The sequence below is a fragment of the Anaerosolibacter carboniphilus genome, assembly GCF_014205875.1.
GTDB lineage: Bacteria > Bacillota > Clostridia > Peptostreptococcales > Thermotaleaceae > Anaerosolibacter > Anaerosolibacter carboniphilus.
Genome location: NZ_JACHEN010000022.1, coordinates 19051 through 36634, shown reverse-complemented (window position 1 = coordinate 36634; position 17584 = coordinate 19051). Strand labels below are relative to the sequence as shown.

The 17584-nt window shown below is 39.7% G+C and carries 17 protein-coding genes and 1 pseudogene; 2 read left to right on the top strand and 16 right to left on the bottom strand.

Annotated elements, in window-relative coordinates; genetic code table 11:
* Positions 1–70 precede the first annotated feature (70 nt).
* The 3 genes and pseudogenes from HNQ80_RS25665 to HNQ80_RS16625 all read right to left on the bottom strand — a co-directional run.
* Positions 71–286: pseudogene (locus HNQ80_RS25665) on the bottom strand (DUF6363 domain-containing protein); the annotation flags it as partial.
* 24 nt (positions 287–310) lie between these two features.
* Positions 311–943: a patatin-like phospholipase family protein gene (locus HNQ80_RS16630; RefSeq protein WP_207727058.1), complete on the bottom strand. Its 633-nt coding sequence runs from the start codon at positions 941–943 to the stop codon at positions 311–313.
* A gap of 38 nt (positions 944–981) precedes the next feature.
* Positions 982–1722, bottom strand: coding sequence for a response regulator transcription factor (locus tag HNQ80_RS16625; protein ID WP_243183340.1), 741 nt, complete (start codon positions 1720–1722; stop codon positions 982–984).
* A 246-nt stretch (positions 1723–1968) separates the two neighbouring features.
* Here HNQ80_RS16625 and HNQ80_RS16620 point away from each other — a divergent pair, with 246 nt between their 5' ends.
* Both HNQ80_RS16620 and HNQ80_RS16615 read left to right on the top strand, forming a co-directional pair.
* Positions 1969–3291, top strand: a complete 1323-nt coding sequence (locus HNQ80_RS16620) for a YjiH family protein (protein ID WP_184311799.1) — start codon at positions 1969–1971, stop codon at positions 3289–3291.
* Positions 3292–3468: 177 nt separating this feature from the next.
* Entirely contained in the window at positions 3469–5346 is a 1878-nt protein-coding gene (locus HNQ80_RS16615) for a sensor histidine kinase (RefSeq protein WP_207727057.1), read from the top strand.
* Positions 5347–5432: 86 nt separating this feature from the next.
* On the opposite strand, the gene HNQ80_RS16610 is transcribed toward HNQ80_RS16615, so the two are convergent.
* The 13 genes from HNQ80_RS16610 to HNQ80_RS16550 form a co-directional block, all read right to left on the bottom strand.
* A complete protein-coding gene (locus tag HNQ80_RS16610) occupies positions 5433–5687 on the bottom strand; it encodes an efflux RND transporter permease subunit (RefSeq protein WP_330602919.1) in 255 nt (84 codons plus the stop codon).
* Between the two features lie 58 nt (positions 5688–5745).
* The gene (gene pfkA / locus HNQ80_RS16605; RefSeq protein WP_184311797.1) at positions 5746–6705 is read right to left on the bottom strand and encodes a 6-phosphofructokinase; all 960 of its coding nucleotides are present in this window, start codon (positions 6703–6705) and stop codon (positions 5746–5748) included.
* 41 nt (positions 6706–6746) lie between these two features.
* Entirely contained in the window at positions 6747–7889 is a 1143-nt protein-coding gene (locus tag HNQ80_RS16600) for a glycerate kinase family protein (protein ID WP_184311796.1), read from the bottom strand.
* 121 nt (positions 7890–8010) lie between these two features.
* A complete protein-coding gene (locus tag HNQ80_RS16595) occupies positions 8011–8970 on the bottom strand; it encodes a D-2-hydroxyacid dehydrogenase (RefSeq protein WP_184311795.1) in 960 nt (319 codons plus the stop codon).
* A 19-nt stretch (positions 8971–8989) separates the two neighbouring features.
* Positions 8990–9901: a sugar phosphate isomerase/epimerase family protein gene (locus HNQ80_RS16590; RefSeq protein ID WP_184311794.1), complete on the bottom strand. Its 912-nt coding sequence runs from the start codon at positions 9899–9901 to the stop codon at positions 8990–8992.
* Between the two features lie 17 nt (positions 9902–9918).
* On the bottom strand, positions 9919–10857 hold the full coding sequence (locus HNQ80_RS16585) for a transketolase family protein (protein ID WP_184311793.1): 939 nt from the start codon (positions 10855–10857) through the stop codon (positions 9919–9921).
* Positions 10854–11675, bottom strand: coding sequence for a transketolase (locus HNQ80_RS16580; protein WP_184311792.1), 822 nt, complete (start codon positions 11673–11675; stop codon positions 10854–10856). The genes HNQ80_RS16585 and HNQ80_RS16580 overlap by 4 nt, the downstream gene beginning before the upstream one ends.
* A 19-nt stretch (positions 11676–11694) precedes the next feature.
* Entirely contained in the window at positions 11695–12534 is an 840-nt protein-coding gene (locus HNQ80_RS16575; protein ID WP_184311791.1) for a sugar phosphate isomerase/epimerase family protein, read from the bottom strand.
* Between the two features lie 17 nt (positions 12535–12551).
* Complete coding sequence (gene rpiB / locus HNQ80_RS16570; protein WP_184311790.1) at positions 12552–13043, bottom strand: ribose 5-phosphate isomerase B; 492 nt, start codon at positions 13041–13043, stop codon at positions 12552–12554.
* A 40-nt stretch (positions 13044–13083) separates the two neighbouring features.
* Complete coding sequence (locus HNQ80_RS16565; RefSeq protein ID WP_184311789.1) at positions 13084–14484, bottom strand: L-fucose/L-arabinose isomerase family protein; 1401 nt, start codon at positions 14482–14484, stop codon at positions 13084–13086.
* A gap of 49 nt (positions 14485–14533) precedes the next feature.
* Positions 14534–15841, bottom strand: coding sequence for a TRAP transporter large permease (locus HNQ80_RS16560; RefSeq protein ID WP_184311788.1), 1308 nt, complete (start codon positions 15839–15841; stop codon positions 14534–14536).
* 34 nt (positions 15842–15875) lie between these two features.
* Complete coding sequence (locus HNQ80_RS16555; RefSeq protein ID WP_184311787.1) at positions 15876–16409, bottom strand: TRAP transporter small permease; 534 nt, start codon at positions 16407–16409, stop codon at positions 15876–15878.
* Positions 16410–16506: 97 nt separating this feature from the next.
* Entirely contained in the window at positions 16507–17550 is a 1044-nt protein-coding gene (locus HNQ80_RS16550; protein WP_184311786.1) for a TRAP transporter substrate-binding protein, read from the bottom strand.
* Positions 17551–17584: the final 34 nt, after the last annotated feature.

The following is a 17584-nucleotide window of genomic DNA, read 5'->3' as shown; positions in this document are numbered from 1 at the left end:
TACTACGAACTGGTATAAAAACGTTGTTACTGCTCCAAATCGACTCCTAAGAAAATGTCTCTACCTATTTCTATGTAACTTCTCTATTCCACCGCTGGATCATATCTATTCCTATTTTGTATCCCAGATGATAATCTTGTCTTAAAATAGAAATATCCTTTGTTAACCTCTTCGTTTGGAATTCCTTAGGCGGGTTTACTTCTAAAATCTTTACGTCCTTCGGTGGATTACGCATAAATTCAATGGATTGATGATATACCTTCGGTCTATTTTTAATCGTGTTAAATAATTGGGGATGATTCTTAAAATACTACTTGCTTAAGAAATTATTAGAATTAGACTTCATCGTATAATCATAGGGCCTCGAACGAATAACCATAATATTTTTAGCATTACGCTTATACGCTTCCATCACTGGTATCGGATCTGCCAATCCCCCATCTGCAAAATCGATGTTATTAATTCTTAAAAAGTTTCTATAAAATACTGGAATAGAACTGGAGGCTTTCATGATCTCTTCCAAATTATTTTTATCAGGCTTTAAATAGACTGCTTTACCTGTTTTTACTTCAGTCACACCGACAAAAAATTGTTTTTTTGTGCTGAATATCCTTTCTAAGTCCAGCCTGATCTCCCTAATGGTAGCATCCCAGAGCCAATCCAAATCAACCAAATGTCCACCCTTCATAAATTTTATCCAATTTATAAAGTCAGGGCGAATGGAATAATCCGTATAAACTTTATAGTTTCTTTGGTACATTTCTGCCAAGTAAGATGCAATATTTGTTGCTCCTGCAGAAACGCCTATACATATATCAAAGGGATTAAATCCATTTTCTAAAAAAGCATCAAGGACTCCCGTGGAAAATATCCCCCTCATTGCACCGCCTTCCACGACTAAGGCATTGTATCCCCTATTGTCGAATACCGTTTCTTTATCCATGCCATCACCTCTGTTTTCACTGTACGTATATACTATTTTTATCTTGCGGACTTGTCCTTTAGATAGATGGGATTGGCTTGATGAGGAAGCATTGTGATATCCGCTTCAAAAATATAGCCCACACTCCTCACAGATTTTATATATCCCTGATCATTTTCATCACTTTTCAGTTTTTCTCTCAATCTCTTCACATAAGTAGTAACCGTATTTTCATCATAATGTTGGCTTTCCCATACATCCATCAATATCTGCTTTCTTGTCATGGCCATATAAGCATGATCAATAAAGTAAAGCAACAGTTTGAATTCTGTAGACGATAGATAAATTTCTTCTCCATTTTTTATAACTTTATGTGCGTTTCGATGAATACAAAATTCATCGAAACCAATTACCATGCTCGTTAGGCTGTTTTTATTATATTCTTCACGTCTTCGAATATGCGCTTTTACTCTTGCAACCAACTCTAATGGATCAAAGGGTTTTGTAATATAATCATCCGCGCCTACCCCCAGACCTAATACCTTATCATGTTGTGCAGTGTTTGCACTGAGAAAAAGGATCGGGACATTATAGTTTTGCCGAATCATTTTGCATACCTCAATCCCATTAAGCGCATTCATATTGATATCCAGGATAACAAGTTGAATAGATTCATCTAATAATTCGATCGCTTCCTTTCCATTAAAGGCCTGTATCGCTTTCATATCATGAATTTTCAAGAATTCAGTAATCATCAATACAATATTCTTATCATCATCTACAACCAATATTTTGTGCATCCCTAATCTTCCTTTCTCCTCATGCAAGAAGATAACGAGTTTCTTTGCAGTTCTCATCATAGATTTCCTACAATCTTTTTTTATCATATCATACGTATATTTCATTTACTCAATTCCCAAAAAATTATTTATGACAGTTTGGTGACATTTTTATTTAACTATTGTGAATTTTCAAATATATAATGCGGTTGATGCTATACTGAAACAAGATTGCAATAAACATATACGATATAAGGAGGTAATCATATGGAGAAAAATGCTGTTCAAACCCAAGCAGAATTTAAAACAACTGAAAATCTGCTAAAACTATTATTTTTTAGTGCAATTGGTATTTTTATGTTCTTTATTCCTGTCAGTATCGGCGGAAAGTCTACGATCCTGCTGGATCATCTCGTAACAGCAACTAGAAATCTGCTTGGCAGTACTGCTCCCTTTGTTGCACTTATTGTCATCATTCTAGGTGGTATACGCCCCTTTATTGTAAAGACATGGAATAAGGATAAAGTAACTGTTATTTTTTCTATTTTTAAACTTTTAGGAATCATTGTTGCATTTATGGCTTGCTTTCAATATGGCCCAAGCTTCCTCTTTGAAGCAGATATGATTCCTTTCCTGTTTGATAAACTCGTTATTCCTGTAGGGTTGATTGTACCCATTGGTTCCGTCTTTTTATCATTCCTAGTCGGATATGGATTGCTGGAATTTATCGGTGTCTTGGTACGCCCAGTAATGAGACCTATCTGGAAAACGCCTGGTAGATCTGCTGTAGATGCCGTGGCTTCTTTTGTTGGAAGTTATTCCATTGGTTTATTAATCACCAATAGAGTGTTCAAAGAAGGTAAGTATACAATTAAAGAAGCCGCTATTATTGCTACTGGTTTCTCTACTGTATCTGCAACATTTATGGTTATTGTTGCGAAAACCCTTGGCATTATGGATTATTGGAATATTTATTTCTGGTCTACCCTAGTTATTACCTTTATCGTTACAGCAATTACCGTCCGCATTTATCCATTAAGAAAAAAAAGTGACGCCTATATCACAGAAGTTGGCGACCCTGAACCTGAATTGAAAGGAAACATTTTTAAAAATGCCCTTTATGAAGGTCTCAAAGCTACATCCCATTCCCTTCCATTATTGAAAAACATAAAAGATAATCTGAAAGATGGTTTCATTATGGCGATGGGCATACTGCCTACAATACTCTCCGTAGGTCTATTCGGTTTATTACTTGCAAAATATACGCCAGTATTTGATGTCATAGGGTATATCTTCTACCCATTCACATTATTATTAAGAATCCCTGAACCTATGTTAGCAGCAAAGGCGTCTGCGTTAGAAGTCGCTGAAATGTTCCTACCTGCACTGTTGGCAGCAAGTGCGCCAATCATTACAAAGTTTATTATTGCTGTAGTCTCTGTATCTTCTATATTGTTTTTCTCAGCTTCTATCCCATGTATCCTGTCAACGGAGATACCTATTACCCTTACAGAAATCATTATCATCTGGATCGAGAGAACGATTCTAACATTGATTTTAACCACACCTATTGCATTCTTAATTTTCTAAGTAATTTCAATCAAACAATCATTGAAGAACTAAAACTATTCATTTTACATTATGGTAAAATAAAAGAGTCAATATCTATAATGACTTTTCGATTATAGATATTGACTCTTTTTAAATCTTACAAGTCGGGTGATGTCTATGAGTCTAAAGAGAAGAATTACTTTAACAATTTGCTCAATGATTATATTATTATTGACTCTGATCAGTTATATCATCTACAATAAGTCTGCCTCTATTATTAATAAAGATGCAGAAGCATATATGGAATCCCAGTTAGATAGAGCGCAAGAAAACATCGATCTACTCATAAAGATCAATCAATTAGAAACAGAAAAACTGTCATTAGATTTAAATGTTAAAAGTTTTTTAGATCATAAAATGAGTGTCCGCGCCTTAAATAACCATCTCACTGCAATGATGCAGGAGAAGAATAATTCGAGCAATTATTATATGGATCTATTTATCATCAATAAGGAAGGTCATATCGTTGCAACGACGATGCCCAGCGCAATGGATTTAGATTTATCTACCAGAAAATACTTTCAAGAAGCAAAAGATTTCAAAAAAACCGTTACAAGCGACATACTGACTGCTAAATCTGATGGTTCTTTAATCATCATTACTGTTAGTCCTATCATAAATGACGCCAAACAAGTAATTGCCTATGCTGGCACTGCAATTTATGCTGAGTTTCTTTCAAACTTTATTAAGACTTTTGAATTAGGTAAAATAGGATATTATGTGATTATTGATTCAAACAACTTAATTTTGTCTCATCCAAATGAAAAGCTTATTGCAACACAGGCAACCAACATAAATTATGATATTCCCGATGAATTTAGATTGAATAGACAAACAAAAGTTATAAGTACCATCAATAAAAAACATTTTTTCAATAACAATGGTTCAAAAGAACTACAAATGTATAAGCTCATAGAGAGCAACAACTGGGTACTCACCGCTGTATTACCTGAATCGGAATTGCGAGAAAAATCCTTGAGTCTGCTCATCTATGTCATCGTCATAGGTATTCTTGTAACCATATTGGCCGTATTTATTGGAACCTATATTTCTGATAAAATCTCTATTCCTATTGTTGCGATTACAAGATATATTAATCATGCAGCCCGTAGTAGTTTATTAATTTCCAAATCGATTTCAGATTCTATAAACGGTTTTAAAGATCCTGAAGAACATTTCGTCCATGATCATCATGAGAATCATGTTAAGCCTGACGATGAGATTGGTAATTTGACAAGGTCTTTTAAGAATTTAAAGGAATACCTTGCTTCTGCTGTACATCAATTTAATGATGAAAGCGAGCAGCTTATTAAAACTTCACAGGAGTTATCATATACCATCGAAGCAACAAGTGGTAGAACTGCAAAATTTATCTCTGTCTTATCCCATGATCTGAAAACTTCCATTACATTGATCAAAGGGTATGCTAAAGGTATTCTTTCGGGAATCATAGACAGCGACGAGGTCAAAAGCAGATTTTTAGAAGGAATTTATAACAGCGCGGAAGATATTGAAAGAATCACTTGCGATATTCTTGATTCTGCATATGAAGCTCAGAATATTCCAAAGCTTTACACTGAGAAAGTAGATATGAAAAAGTTCGCATCAAAATTATTTGAAACTGCAAAACAATATGCAAAAGATTCTCAAAGACAATTTGAAGGTCTATTGCTTTGTGAGGAGGGAATGCTCCTAATTGACTCAATCAAAATTAGCCGTGTATGGAATAACCTATTAAATAATGCAGTCAAGTTTTCCCATGAGGGAAGTAAGATCCAGGTACATATTATTCAAGAAAATAACAAAATAACCTTTAAGATCATAGATGAAGGTATCGGCATTGCTACAGATGATATGGATAAAATTTTTGATATATTTTACACAGGGCAGTATGATGATAAAAAAGGATATGGACTAGGCCTATTTATCGCCAAATCATTCATTGAAGCCCATGATTCTAAGCTCTATTTCACTTCACAGCTGCAGAAAGGGTCGACATTTTGGTTTAGTTTAGACATTAGAGAGGATATTTAGATGTATTCGACTGCAATTTTTTCATATTAAACGAAGTAGGTCTCAGGGACTTATAATAATGGTATGAGATTTTTTTGACAAATGCGTCAGTTCTTAATCCTATTTGGTTTATATAAAGAATAAATATTGATAAATACAAAAGCCTCAACAATAGCTTTCTGCATATCCTCATATTCCTCAACCAGAAGTTTAATATAATCCAGCAGTACAATCCCATTGTTAACAACAACCCCCATCAAACTGATTGCACCTAAAAGGGCCATAAAACCTACGGGATATCCCATCCATTTTAGTCCCCATATGATAACTATGAAAGATAAAGGAAGGTAGGCTTGACGAATTAGCGTAGTTTTCTAAATGCTTCTGTCAATTTGGCAAGCCTGGTCCTATTGCTTCTACTTAAATGGAAAGCACTTGAGATAATGCATATAATTCCCGATTAAACTTCTTTTTCGCTGAGAGGGCTTCATCGATTGAAAGATGAATTAATTGATTGCCTTTTACACCGATGGCTCTTCCTGATTGCTTATTCAACAATAATTCTACTGCTTTTGCACCCATTCTACTGGCTAATATTCTGTCCGAAGCCGTAGGATTCCCTCCTCTTTGCGTATACCCTAAAGTGGTAATTCTAGCTTCAATACCCGTTTTATCGAATACTTCTTTTTGCAGTTCACTGGCATTTCCTATTCCTTCAGCTAGAACGATGATGTGATATAATTTTCCCCTTGCTTTCCCTTTTATTAGCTTTTCACAGATTTTTTTCAAACCCGATTTTTCTTCAGGTATTAAAATATTTTCTGCACCCCCAGCCAGGCCTGCATATAAAGCAATATCTCCACAATGCCTTCCCATGACCTCAATGATACTCACTTTCTCATGGGACATGCATGTGTCTCGTATTTTATTGATAGCGTCTAACACTGTGTTAACCGCCGTATCAAAACCAATCGTATAATCTGTATATGGCATATCATTATCAATCGTTCCTGGAATGCCTATGGTCGGAACACCTTCATGGCAAAGCTTTTGCGCGCCAAGGAAAGAGCCATCTCCCCCAATAACCACAAGCCCCTCTATGCCAAATCCTTTCAATACGTTATGTCCTTTATTTCTCCCATCGACAGTTTTGAATTCTTCACATCTCGCTGTCTTAAGGATGGTTCCTCCTCTGTGAATAATATCGCCTACAGAGGATAGATTCATTTCTTTTATCTCGCCATTTATGAGCCCACTAAATCCCCGCTCTATCCCCATTACCTTGATCTTGCTGTTAATGCCGGCTCTTACTACAGCCCTTATGGCCGCATTCATTCCCGGCGCATCTCCGCCGCTAGTCAAAACAGCTATTTTCTTCAATGGTATTCACCTCTTCATACTACTTCTACAAAACACATCCTTTATTTTTTTATATTTGTTGCTACAAACAAACGCACGATATTCTCAGATGCATTTTTAACCAGCTCATCGGTATGATCCATGGCTTCTTTAAGACTCATATCTTTATTCACAGCGCTGAAAAGGGCTGTGATTCCATGATCGTACAGTTTCTCTGCGCCTTCCGTCAAAGCTCCCGAAAGGCAAACCACTGGTACATTGTACTTCTTAGCGATCTGAGCCACACCAAAAGGAACCTTCCCAAAGGCTGTTTGCTCATCGGTTTTACCTTCACCAGTCATCACGAGATCCGCGTTTTTAATTTTCTCTTCAAGCTTGCTGGATCTTATCACCATCTGAACACCACTTTCTAATCTCGCATTCAGAAAAGCTACTAATCCACCGCCTAGACCTCCGGCAGCACCGGCACCGGGTAAATCTGCTATTTCCTTGCCTAATTCCTTTTGAATTACAGAAGAAAGGTGCTTTAGTCCTTTATCAAGCCTTTCAACGATTTCAGGGTTGGCTCCTTTTTGGGGTCCAAAGACGTAAGCGGCTCCCCTCTCCCCCCATAGCGGATTTGTTACATCACAAGCAACCTTTATTTCTACATCCGCTATATTGGGATGAATGCCTGACATATCAATTTGTTGTATTTTCTCAAGCTCTTTTCCACCAAGCGCCAATTTGTTGCCTTCTTTGTCAAAAAATCTGACGCCCAATGCCTGTGCCATTCCCATGCCACCATCATTTGTGGCGCTGCCTCCAATCCCCATCATCACCTTTGTGCATTTATTCTCAATGGCATGCTTTATCAGCTCTCCTGTTCCATAGGTTGTTGTATAGAGAGGGTTTCTTTGGTCAATAGGAACTAAGGGGAGTCCAGAAGCAGCAGCCATTTCTATTACTGCCGTTTCTCCATCTCCGAGAATACCATAAAAAGAATGAACTGTATCCCCCAAAGGTCCTGTTACATCAGTATATACCATTCGGCCTCCCGTAGCTTCAACCATAGCCTCTACAGTACCCTCACCTCCGTCAGCCATTGGTACTTTTATGATCTCCACATCTACTAATGTCCTTTTTATACCTTCTTCCATGGCATTGGCTATCTTTATGGAAGATAATGCCCCTTTAAAAGAGTCTGGTGCAATAACAATTTTCATACTTTTCACCCCCATTTAAGCTAACGAAACGAATTTACAAATACTTTCCCATTTTATTTCTATATTTGAAAATGCCAATAGGGAGCCAGCGAAAACCTCTTCACTAACTCCCATATTCATGCTACTTATTCACAATATTAACAGGTGCTCCTTCTAAGAATGCCTTTAAATTGTTTACTGCAATTTCCATCAGCCGTATCCTAGATTCCTTTGGCGCCCAGGCAATATGAGGGGTGATGATGCAGTTTTTAGCACCCAGCAATGGATTGTTCATTTTGATAGGCTCTGTGGATACTACATCGGCGGCGGCTGCATATACTTTTCCGCTGTTTAATGCTTCTGCCAGATCCTCCTCCACAATCAACGGCCCCCTGGAGGTATTGATAATCATTACGCCATCCTTCATTTTGGCAATGGTATGCTTATTGATCATTCCTCTTGTATTTTCAAACAATGGACAGTGTAAACTGATCACATCGGATTCTGCCAACAATTCGTCCAGTGTTACATATTTTAACGTATCACTTTCCAATGCTTTATTTGGATGCTCATCATACGCCAATACTTTCATACCTAATGCCTGGGCAATTTTTCCTGTAGCTTGCCCAATTCTTCCAAATCCGATAATACCCATGGTTTTGTCAGCCAATTCTATGAGCGGATAGTTCCAGAAGCACCAATCTGGATTATTTGTCCATGCACCTTTCCGAACCTCTTCGCTGTGTACCCCCACATGGTGGCAGATTTCCAGCAATAAAGCGAAGACAAATTGAGCCACTGCCATCGTCCCATAGGTCGGAATGTTTGAGACAAGAATGCCCAATTCTCTGGCAGCATCCGTATCTACAATATTGTAGCCGGTGGCCAGTACCCCGATAAATTTTACCGATGGCACTTTTCTCAGGGTTTCCTTTGTAAGGGGTACCTTATTGACGAATACAATTTCCGCATCTTGTATCCTTTCTAGAATTTTTTCTTCTGGCGTCCTGTCATAGACCGTAAGCTCACCTAACTTCTCCAGCTCTTTCCAGCTTATATCTCCTGGATTCAAGGTATATCCATCTAAAACAACAATTTTCATCCTCATGATCTCCTTTCTATTAAAGTCTTGCCCAAGCTTCATTTAAAGTCCTTTTTGCATTGGCGATAACCAATTCTGGGTCTTCATCTCCCCATGGTTTTACCTCAAAACTTACGATTGGAGGATTTTTTGTATTTAAGAATCCAATATTCATCAATACCTTTAAGAACTCCACCAATTCCTCCACATCGTTTTCTCCATTGGGGAATCCGAACCTTGGATGGGTATCACCATACGCTTCAAAGCTAGGGTCCTTGATTACGGTATTCCCCATATGGGCATGCACCAGATAGTCCTTGATCGGTAGTATCGATTCCTCACATGTTTCATAAATCATAGGAATGTGACTTAAATCTACCATTAACCCAAAATTATCATACTCTTTCATCATATCTTCTGCAAATCGTTTTGCCAATGGTGCAGGTCCAATTAGACTTTTTTTATCAATATCATAATCAAAAACTTCTAGTACGATCCTTAGATTACCTTTAGACTTGGCATAGGCACACAGCTCTTTGGTAGACGCCAGTAAGGCCTGATAGGATTGCTCTTTGGTCTCCTCCTGGTATTTACCACTTAAAAAAGCCAAGCCTTTGGCGCCTATTTCATAAGCTTCATCAATTCCTTCCTTCAAGGAGGCTACAGCTTTCGCTCTTCCTTCCTCATTCAGATCATTGATATTCATACCTGTCGTCAGCAATCTAGGCTGCGCGCCATAGCCCACGGCCATATGACTTGATGTCAGAATCTTCTTCACTTCTTTTCGTACTTGCGGATCTTTTATCCAGGTTAACTCAATGGCTGAGAAATAATCATCACAAGCAATTCTTTTTATGGTTTCAACGATGGGACCTTCACCCTTCATCGTGGACGGAAAGGCCATAAAATGGATAAGTCCCACCTTCATATACTTATGCATTGATTCATTCATATATAATCCTCCCCACTTTATCTTGTTTCTAAAATTCTTTCTACAGCTTTCAGGATATGCGGTGTTGTAAGCCCATACTTATCAAGCAATGCACTGTAGGCTCCACTCTCACCGAAAGTATCCTTTAATCCCACTCGTTCAAGTTTGGTAGGGCATTTCTCTGAAAGGCATTCTGCGATCGCTCCTCCAAGGCCTCCAATAATTGTGTGCTCTTCCACACTCACTACGGCACCTGTCTTCTTCGCATAGGTGACCAGTGTTTCACTGTCGAATGGCTTTATTGTAGGAAACTCTACTACAGCAGCACTGATTCCTGCTTTGCTTAACGCGTCGGCAGCCGCTAAAACAAATGGAAGCAAAGTTCCGCACACTGCCAATGTAACATCATTACCATCACGGAGCACTTTTGCCTTTCCTATTTCAAACGTCTCACTTCCACCGTGAAATGAACCTACATTGTCACGGGAGAGTCTCAAGTAGACTGGTCCGTCGTGTTCAATCATTGCTCTTACTGCGCCACGGGTCGTTTCAATATCCGAAGGAACAAGGACTGTCATATTCGGCATAGCACGCATAATGGACATATCCAGCACCGATTGGTGGCTGGCGCCATCTGCGAAATCTGAAAGACCTGAATATCCTCCTGCCAGCTTTACATTTAAATTGTTATATGCAACAAGACTTCTGACAGGATCTCCTGCCCTCAATGTTAATAAAAATGCAAACGTGGATGTCACAGGTATCAAACCACAGGTCGCCATACCCGCAGCTGCACTAACCATATTGGCTTCTGCAATCCCGAAATTAAAAAATCTATCCGGGTATTTTTGTCCATATAGCTTGGTTTGCGTGCTGCTGGATACGTCACAGTCCAGAACAACCAACTGGGGAAACAATTCGCCCAGCTCGCAAAGCATCTCTCCAAACACTAGTCTCATTGGTTTTGGTGTAATCATGCCAGCACCCCCTTTAATTCCTTTATGGCTTGCTCATAGTCCTCTTTGCTTATTGGTTTACCATGCCAAGCAGACTGTCCTTCCATAAATGAGACACCCTTACCCTTCACTGTTTCTGCTATGATTGCAACAGGGCCATTTATGCCAAGGGCTGTATCAAAAGCCTCCGTCAAAGCTTGGACATTATGTCCATTGCAGGTTAATGTATGAAGTCCGAAAGATTCAAGCTTTGCTCGCAGATCTCCCATAGGCAATACCTCATCTACGGAGCCATCCAGCTGGACATGATTTCTGTCGATGATAACTACTAAATTATCCAGTTTCCATTTTGATATGGTCATCATTGCTTCCCAGTTCTGTCCTTCTTGTAGTTCTCCGTCTCCACAGAGGACGAATGTCTTGCAGCTCTTTCCTTGCAGTTTAAGTGCCAAAGCCATACCAACGCCAACAGATATTCCCATCCCTAAGGATCCTGTGGACATTTCTATTCCTGGAAGCTTAAACATACAAGGATGACCTTGCAGACAACTTTCTATCTGTCTTAACGTATGAAGATCTTCTGCCTCAAAATATCCTTTCTTAGCTAGGATGGCATATAAAGCCGGTGCACCGTGCCCTTTGCTAAGAACAAAACGGTCCCTGTCTTCCCATTGGGGCTCATTTGGCCGAATATTCATTACCTTTTCATATAAAACGGTTAATATTTCAGCACTTGAGAGGCTTCCGCCAGAATGCCCGCTGCCAGCTTTATGTATCATGTTGATGATGGTAACACGGAGCTCTTGTGCTTCCTGTTGTAGTTTTTCAAATGTTGACATATCGCTTCCCCTTTCAAATTTATTTATTGGCAATTCTATTTCTGTTATATGCTTCGATCCTTGGGAGAATAAATTCTGCAGCCTGCCTTGCTGCCGTATCTGGATCCGGTTTGGCCAATATTTCAATGGAGGCCCAACCGTCAAACCCAGCATCCCTCAGTCCATTGAAGACATCATCAAAGTCCAGATGCCCTTGCCCAGGGGCAAGTCGATTGGAGTCTGCAAAATGGATGTATTTTATCATGGAAGCATTACGTACTAAGCTTGCACCTATCCGATCATCTTCAATGTTCATATGAAACACATCCGGCATAAGCCCAATATTCTTATGCTTCAATTTTGATGCCAGTTCCGCCCCTTCATCCAAACTATTAATAAAATTAATCTCGTATCGATTAACTGGTTCTAAAATGATGGTTACACCGTTTTTTTCTGCAGTTTCACAAATACGCTCAGCCGTATCGAGAAAAAGTTTCTCCGCCTGTTCGTATGTCTGTCCTTCTGCGATAAATCCCCTTGTTCGTCCTACGTTTATAATTTTTCCAAAGTCTTTTGCCAGATAAATAAGACCATTAAATACCTCTATCGCTCGCTCTCTCACAACCCTATCTGGATGTGTAAAGTACAATCCTAATGCAGCAAAAACCTGTCCTGTACTGATACAACTCACTTCCAAATTGTACTGACTCAACCATGTGTGAAGTTCATGGGGATTAACATCATCTGCTGTCTTTAATGCAAGCTCAACACCATGATATCCGAATTCAGAAGCTTTCCGCATGGATTCACGAAATCCTCGCCATACGACAAATGCCGAAGGTAACGCATTTTCACCTGCAATTGCCACTGCTAATTTCATTACATTGCCTCCTTTTTCTAACGCATCGGTCCCGTAGGTTCCCACGTATCTCCATTACATAATGTGTCTTCAGCCTCACTGATTAGTCCTAGTGAAATCCCATGCCTTCCCCCTTCATATTCTGTTGTAAGCCATGCTTCGAGTATGTCCAACGCCTCCAATGTCCCAGTTACTTTACCACCGAGTACTAGCAGATTTGAGTTGTTATGGGCTCTCGTCATCTTACCGGCAAATGTACTGGTGCATAGAGATGCGCGAACACCCTTGAATTTGTTTGCGATGATACTCATCCCAATTCCTGTTGAACAGATCAGTATACCTCTCTCTGCTTCGCCTCTTGAAACTGCGCCTGCCACCTTCGCTGCAAAATACGGATAACGGACGATTTCAGTGGAATCGGTACCAATATCGTTGTATGGAATTTCCTTCTTTTTTAAGAATTCTATAATGTGCTGTTTCAGCTCATAGCCTCCATGATCATTCCCGATCCAAATCGTACTTTTGTTCATTTTCAACCCTCCTAAATTGTGAAGTCTATTTCTCCTGCTTTTATTCAACAATATCGTATGCAATGCCCTTTATCTCACAGAACTTCTTCAGTTCGTCGATATAATTCCCTGCAACGCCATGGATATGATTGTTCTCATATCGGTCGATTAGTACCTCTGAATCGACTGAAACTTCGACAAACCCATGGGGCCATACATTACACGTTTCATCAAGCTTTTCAATAGACATGTTCTTAAAATTGCCCCGGAACATGGTAAATTTATATTTATCCAAACATCTTGTCAGTCTGCCAAAGGTCATTTCACCCTCTTTGGCTATATAGCGCACATGACATCCCCTGCCCCCATATTTAGGTATAATCGGGCATAATGCGGTTGATTTTAGGTTCACCAGGGCATTTTCGCTTCTTTCCGAATACCAGGTGGCCATTGCCCCACAGTTGCAGAAAGCAAAGACCTTGTCTTTTTCATCATAGTGCCTAAAATCAAAGAACAAAACGGGCTTATTGGAAATGAGCTTCATGATTTGCATGGTTAATGCCCCATCAGAATCGGCTTCGCAGGAATACACGACAGGCTCCTTTGGCCCTTCCCAATCGTATGGGTCATTGAAGAAGGAAGCCGAAAGGCATTGTGTTACGTGATATTCACTTAGCTCATAATGGCACTTTACACCAACAAAATTTAATTTTCGATCCTCAATGATTTCTTTGGTTGCATAATAGCATCTTATCTGCCACTTGAGAGATTCATTTGTAAGCTTATCTTTATCATATTGAATGCCACCCATATTTTTTTGCAGCCAGTGAAAGGCATGCTCAACTTTTTCTGGTTGTATATTTTCGGCTCTCCGTATGATCTCCAGTTGGTCGATATGCTCAGTGTCTACCCCAAACACCTTCATCCAGATATCCGGATTTACTGAGCCCGACCCCATACCAATGCTTCGCCCGCCAAAAACTCCGTAGATTTGACCGCTAAGCCGTGTAGCAGCATGTGCAGCCCTTAAAAAACTTAGAACTTTTGTGATGGTTTTCGGGTCCTCTATATTCCCCCAAACCTTTTCACACCGCAGGCCTACCTGTCTGGCCATGTTTACAGCCGCCTGAAGACCTCCTAGACCTGGCATTTTCCCGTTTACAGGAGCTATTGCCAAGCATGGGACCTTTTGCAGACTCACTGCAATAGCTGAGAAGTTTGGAAAGGCAAAAACAGGAACATTCAATATGACCACATCAGGATTCTTTGATGCAACCTCTATGGATTGTGTACGGGCTAATTCATTATTGCACACGATGTGTAAAGCTTTGAAAGTTTCAACCTCTTTCGTATCTTTAAGGCATTTTTCAATTCGATCTGCACATTCCTCAATATATCCTTTGAGGCTGCCATGAACCCTTTCTCTTCCATCAGAAAAGGATAGAATACCCACTCTAATCATAAACTCCCTCCTTAAGATCAACTGATTCTTAACGAAAACATGCTGCGTATTATGGTACCATATTTGGAACTAGAAGCCTTGGGAGGAATAAGGCCACATCAGGGAAATATGCCAGTACTAAAATAACAAGCAACATCGAAGCAAACATCGGCGTCAGAGGTTTTATTGCATCTGTCAATTTGACCTTTCCAATGGCACAACTGATCAGTGTACAAAGACCATAAGGTGGGGTCAGAAGGCCAAGGGCTATTGTGAGGCAAACAACCAGTCCAAGATGCACGGGATGAAAACCTGCAATCTGCCCGAGCTTTTGTGTGATCGGCAGCATCACGATAATGGCAGGCGTACCGTCCATAAATGTTCCTATGATTAGAAAAGAAACGATAATGAACGTCATGATGGCATTGGGATTGGTTGTAACGGATGCAACAGCATCTCCTACATAATCCGGAACCTTGTAGTAAGCCAGCAGATATCCATATATACCTGCACAGGCAAGGCAGAAAAGGGGTATCGCTGAACCCAGGGCATTATGGGTGATGATGCCTGGAATGTCTCTTAACTTCAAAGTCTTATATACTAAAAATATAATTGCCAGCGTATAGATAACGGTCACCATGGAAGCTTCTGTTGGCGTGAATATACCTCCTACCATACCACCGATAAGCAGCACTGGTACGCCTACAGGCCAAATACCTTTCTTGACAGCATCGAACATCTCTTTTGGCTTGGCAATTCGGTCCATCTCTTTAGGGTAGTTGTATTTTTTAGCATAATAGGCGGATATGGCCATAAGGCTCAAGCCTATCAGCACCCCTGGAAGAATGCCCGCTACGAACAGCGCCACAACAGAAACATTGCCGAATGAACCGTATATGATCATGAAGGTGCTAGGAGGAATGATAATCCCGATAACGGAAGCGCATGCCACAAGGGCAACTGAGAATCCTCTATCGTACCCTCTTTTCGTAAGATTTGGAATGAATACCGAGCCTACTGCTGCCGATTCAGCAGCTGAGCTACCGGTTGTACCAGCAAATATCATGGATACAATGATAGTAAAATAAGCGAGGGCACCCCTTATCCAACCGACAAAAACAAGGCAGAGGCGTATGAGATAATCGGAAACCTGCCCTCTGTTCATCAGGTCTCCAGCGATGAAGAATATGGGGATCGCCAATATAGGGAATGAATCTATCCCCTTCTGCATCTGCTGCATGATGAGGACCGAAGGAAGATCGCTGGCTGCGGCCATTGCCAATGCTGATGAAAGAAACAATGAATAAGCAAGCGGTATGCCCATGCCAACTAATATAACAAAGCTTAAAAACAGCCATAATAAAAATGACGTTACCATAATACACCTCCAGCGATATATTTCAGCATTTTATTTATATATTGAGTTCTATTTCTTGATTTCTTAGTTCTTCTTCAAGGCTTACTTCTTTTGAATAATCTTCAAATATAATGTTATATAAAGCAAACACTAACATAAAAACGCCTGTTAAGGGTATGGATATAAACACCCAGGTCATTGGCACTAAAAATGTAGGCGATACCCTTGTCATTCCAAATTGGATAGCAAAATCCCAACCATAAAAAACAATAATAATGGAACATATGACGATAGTGAGGTTTACTACATATCTCATGTATAAATCCCTTGCCCTCCCCTTCAATCTATCCGTGAACAAGGTCATACCAAAATGGGAACCCTTTTTTACACCCACAGCCGCTCCAAACATTGCCATATAGATAAAGGAGTATCTTGCAATTTCCTCAGTCCAGATGGATGGTGTTTTTACAATAAACCGAGTAAATACCTGCCACATGATGGAGATCAACATGATAGATGCACAGAAGCCGGTAAGAAACTCAAGCATCTTCACAATCTTATCAACGACCCTCGTAGCCCTTTCCTTCATTCAACAAACCCCCTTATAAGACTTCCGGGAATCTTTTGTTATTTACTTCAAGATTCCCGGATGTTAAACACTTTTTTGATTTGCCCATGTAAAACGATTAATAATTTTTCCCTATTTCTCTTATTTTCTCTAGATCAGCTTCCATTTTTATTCTTGCTGCATTTTCGTTCTGTACATTATTACAAAGCTCTAAAGCTTTTTCCTTATCTTCCTTACTCATTTCAACGATCGTAATACCATGTTGCGTTACTAATATTTCCTCCGCCTTTTTGTCGTTCTCTATGGCCCAGTCAATTTGTTCTTTACAGGTATCCATGCCAGCCTGGATAACGATTTCCCTTAAATCAGCCGGAATCTTTTCTATTGCCTTCGCACTGATAAAGAAAGGTAATGTCAAGTAATTGTGTTGCGTCTTATAAACATACTTACAGCTCTCGTAGAATTTCATGTTTAGGATTGCTGCCATTGAGTTTTCAGCACCGTCAACAACACCACTCTCTAATGCAGCGTAAAGCTCTGTATAAGCCAAAGGTGTTGGGTTTGTACCTAATGCCTTCCATGAATTCGTCTCATTAGGTCCAGTCATTGTTCTTAATTTTAGTCCCTTAAGTTCATCCAGTGAATTTACAGGCTTTCTTGTAAATACATTACGCACGCCATCTGTGAAAACGCCAAGATATATGTCTCCACGTCTTTCTTTAACTGCATTCGCTATTTTCTCATTTACATCGCTTTTTACAACAGCTTGCATATGTTCCCAACTCTTGAATGTATATGGAGGGCTGTATAAATCCATTTCAGGAACGAAGTTGGCATATTTTGCTGATGCAGCCATCATTGCATCCACAGTGCCCATCTTCATGCCTTCTGCCATCTGCTCCTCATCACCAAGAACTGCATCACTGTAGAGCTCAACTTGTACTACACCATTTGTTCTTTCTTCAACCAGCTTCTTGAAGATTTCAAGACCTTTGTAATGTCCGCTTGTTTTAGGATTGTTTGTTGCAGCTTTTAGGATGACAGTTTCTACTTCAGCATCTGTCGATTTTGTTTTAGGTGCTTCTTTTGGTGTCGTTCCACAGCCTGTCAAGAGTGTGCTTGCCATAATTAGAATACATACAATCAGTGCTAGTTTTCTCATTTTATAACCTCCCCATTTTTTGGTGCAACCTGTC

Excerpts from the sequence above, each read along its gene's own strand:
- HNQ80_RS16560 (WP_184311788.1), bottom strand. The coding sequence starts at position 15,841 with ATGGTAACGTCATTTTTATTATGGCTGTTTTTAAGCTTTGTTATATTA.
- HNQ80_RS16615 (WP_207727057.1), top strand. The coding sequence starts at position 3,469 with ATGATTATATTATTATTGACTCTGATCAGTTATATCATCTACAATAAG.
- HNQ80_RS16625 (WP_243183340.1), bottom strand. The coding sequence starts at position 1,722 with ATGCACAAAATATTGGTTGTAGATGATGATAAGAATATTGTATTGATG.
- HNQ80_RS16600 (WP_184311796.1), bottom strand. The coding sequence starts at position 7,889 with ATGAAAATTGTTATTGCACCAGACTCTTTTAAAGGGGCATTATCTTCC.
- HNQ80_RS16575 (WP_184311791.1), bottom strand. The coding sequence starts at position 12,534 with ATGAAATTAGCAGTGGCAATTGCAGGTGAAAATGCGTTACCTTCGGCA.
- HNQ80_RS16595 (WP_184311795.1), bottom strand. The coding sequence starts at position 8,970 with ATGAAAATTGTTGTTTTAGATGGATATACCTTGAATCCAGGAGATATA.
- HNQ80_RS16630 (WP_207727058.1), bottom strand. The coding sequence starts at position 943 with ATGGATAAAGAAACGGTATTCGACAATAGGGGATACAATGCCTTAGTC.
- HNQ80_RS16585 (WP_184311793.1), bottom strand. The coding sequence starts at position 10,857 with ATGATTACACCAAAACCAATGAGACTAGTGTTTGGAGAGATGCTTTGC.
- HNQ80_RS16550 (WP_184311786.1), bottom strand. The coding sequence starts at position 17,550 with ATGAGAAAACTAGCACTGATTGTATGTATTCTAATTATGGCAAGCACA.
- HNQ80_RS16590 (WP_184311794.1), bottom strand. The coding sequence starts at position 9,901 with ATGAATGAATCAATGCATAAGTATATGAAGGTGGGACTTATCCATTTT.
- HNQ80_RS16555 (WP_184311787.1), bottom strand. The coding sequence starts at position 16,409 with ATGAAGGAAAGGGCTACGAGGGTCGTTGATAAGATTGTGAAGATGCTT.
- HNQ80_RS16620 (WP_184311799.1), top strand. The coding sequence starts at position 1,969 with ATGGAGAAAAATGCTGTTCAAACCCAAGCAGAATTTAAAACAACTGAA.
- rpiB (WP_184311790.1), bottom strand. The coding sequence starts at position 13,043 with ATGAACAAAAGTACGATTTGGATCGGGAATGATCATGGAGGCTATGAG.
- HNQ80_RS16565 (WP_184311789.1), bottom strand. The coding sequence starts at position 14,484 with ATGATTAGAGTGGGTATTCTATCCTTTTCTGATGGAAGAGAAAGGGTT.
- HNQ80_RS16580 (WP_184311792.1), bottom strand. The coding sequence starts at position 11,675 with ATGTCAACATTTGAAAAACTACAACAGGAAGCACAAGAGCTCCGTGTT.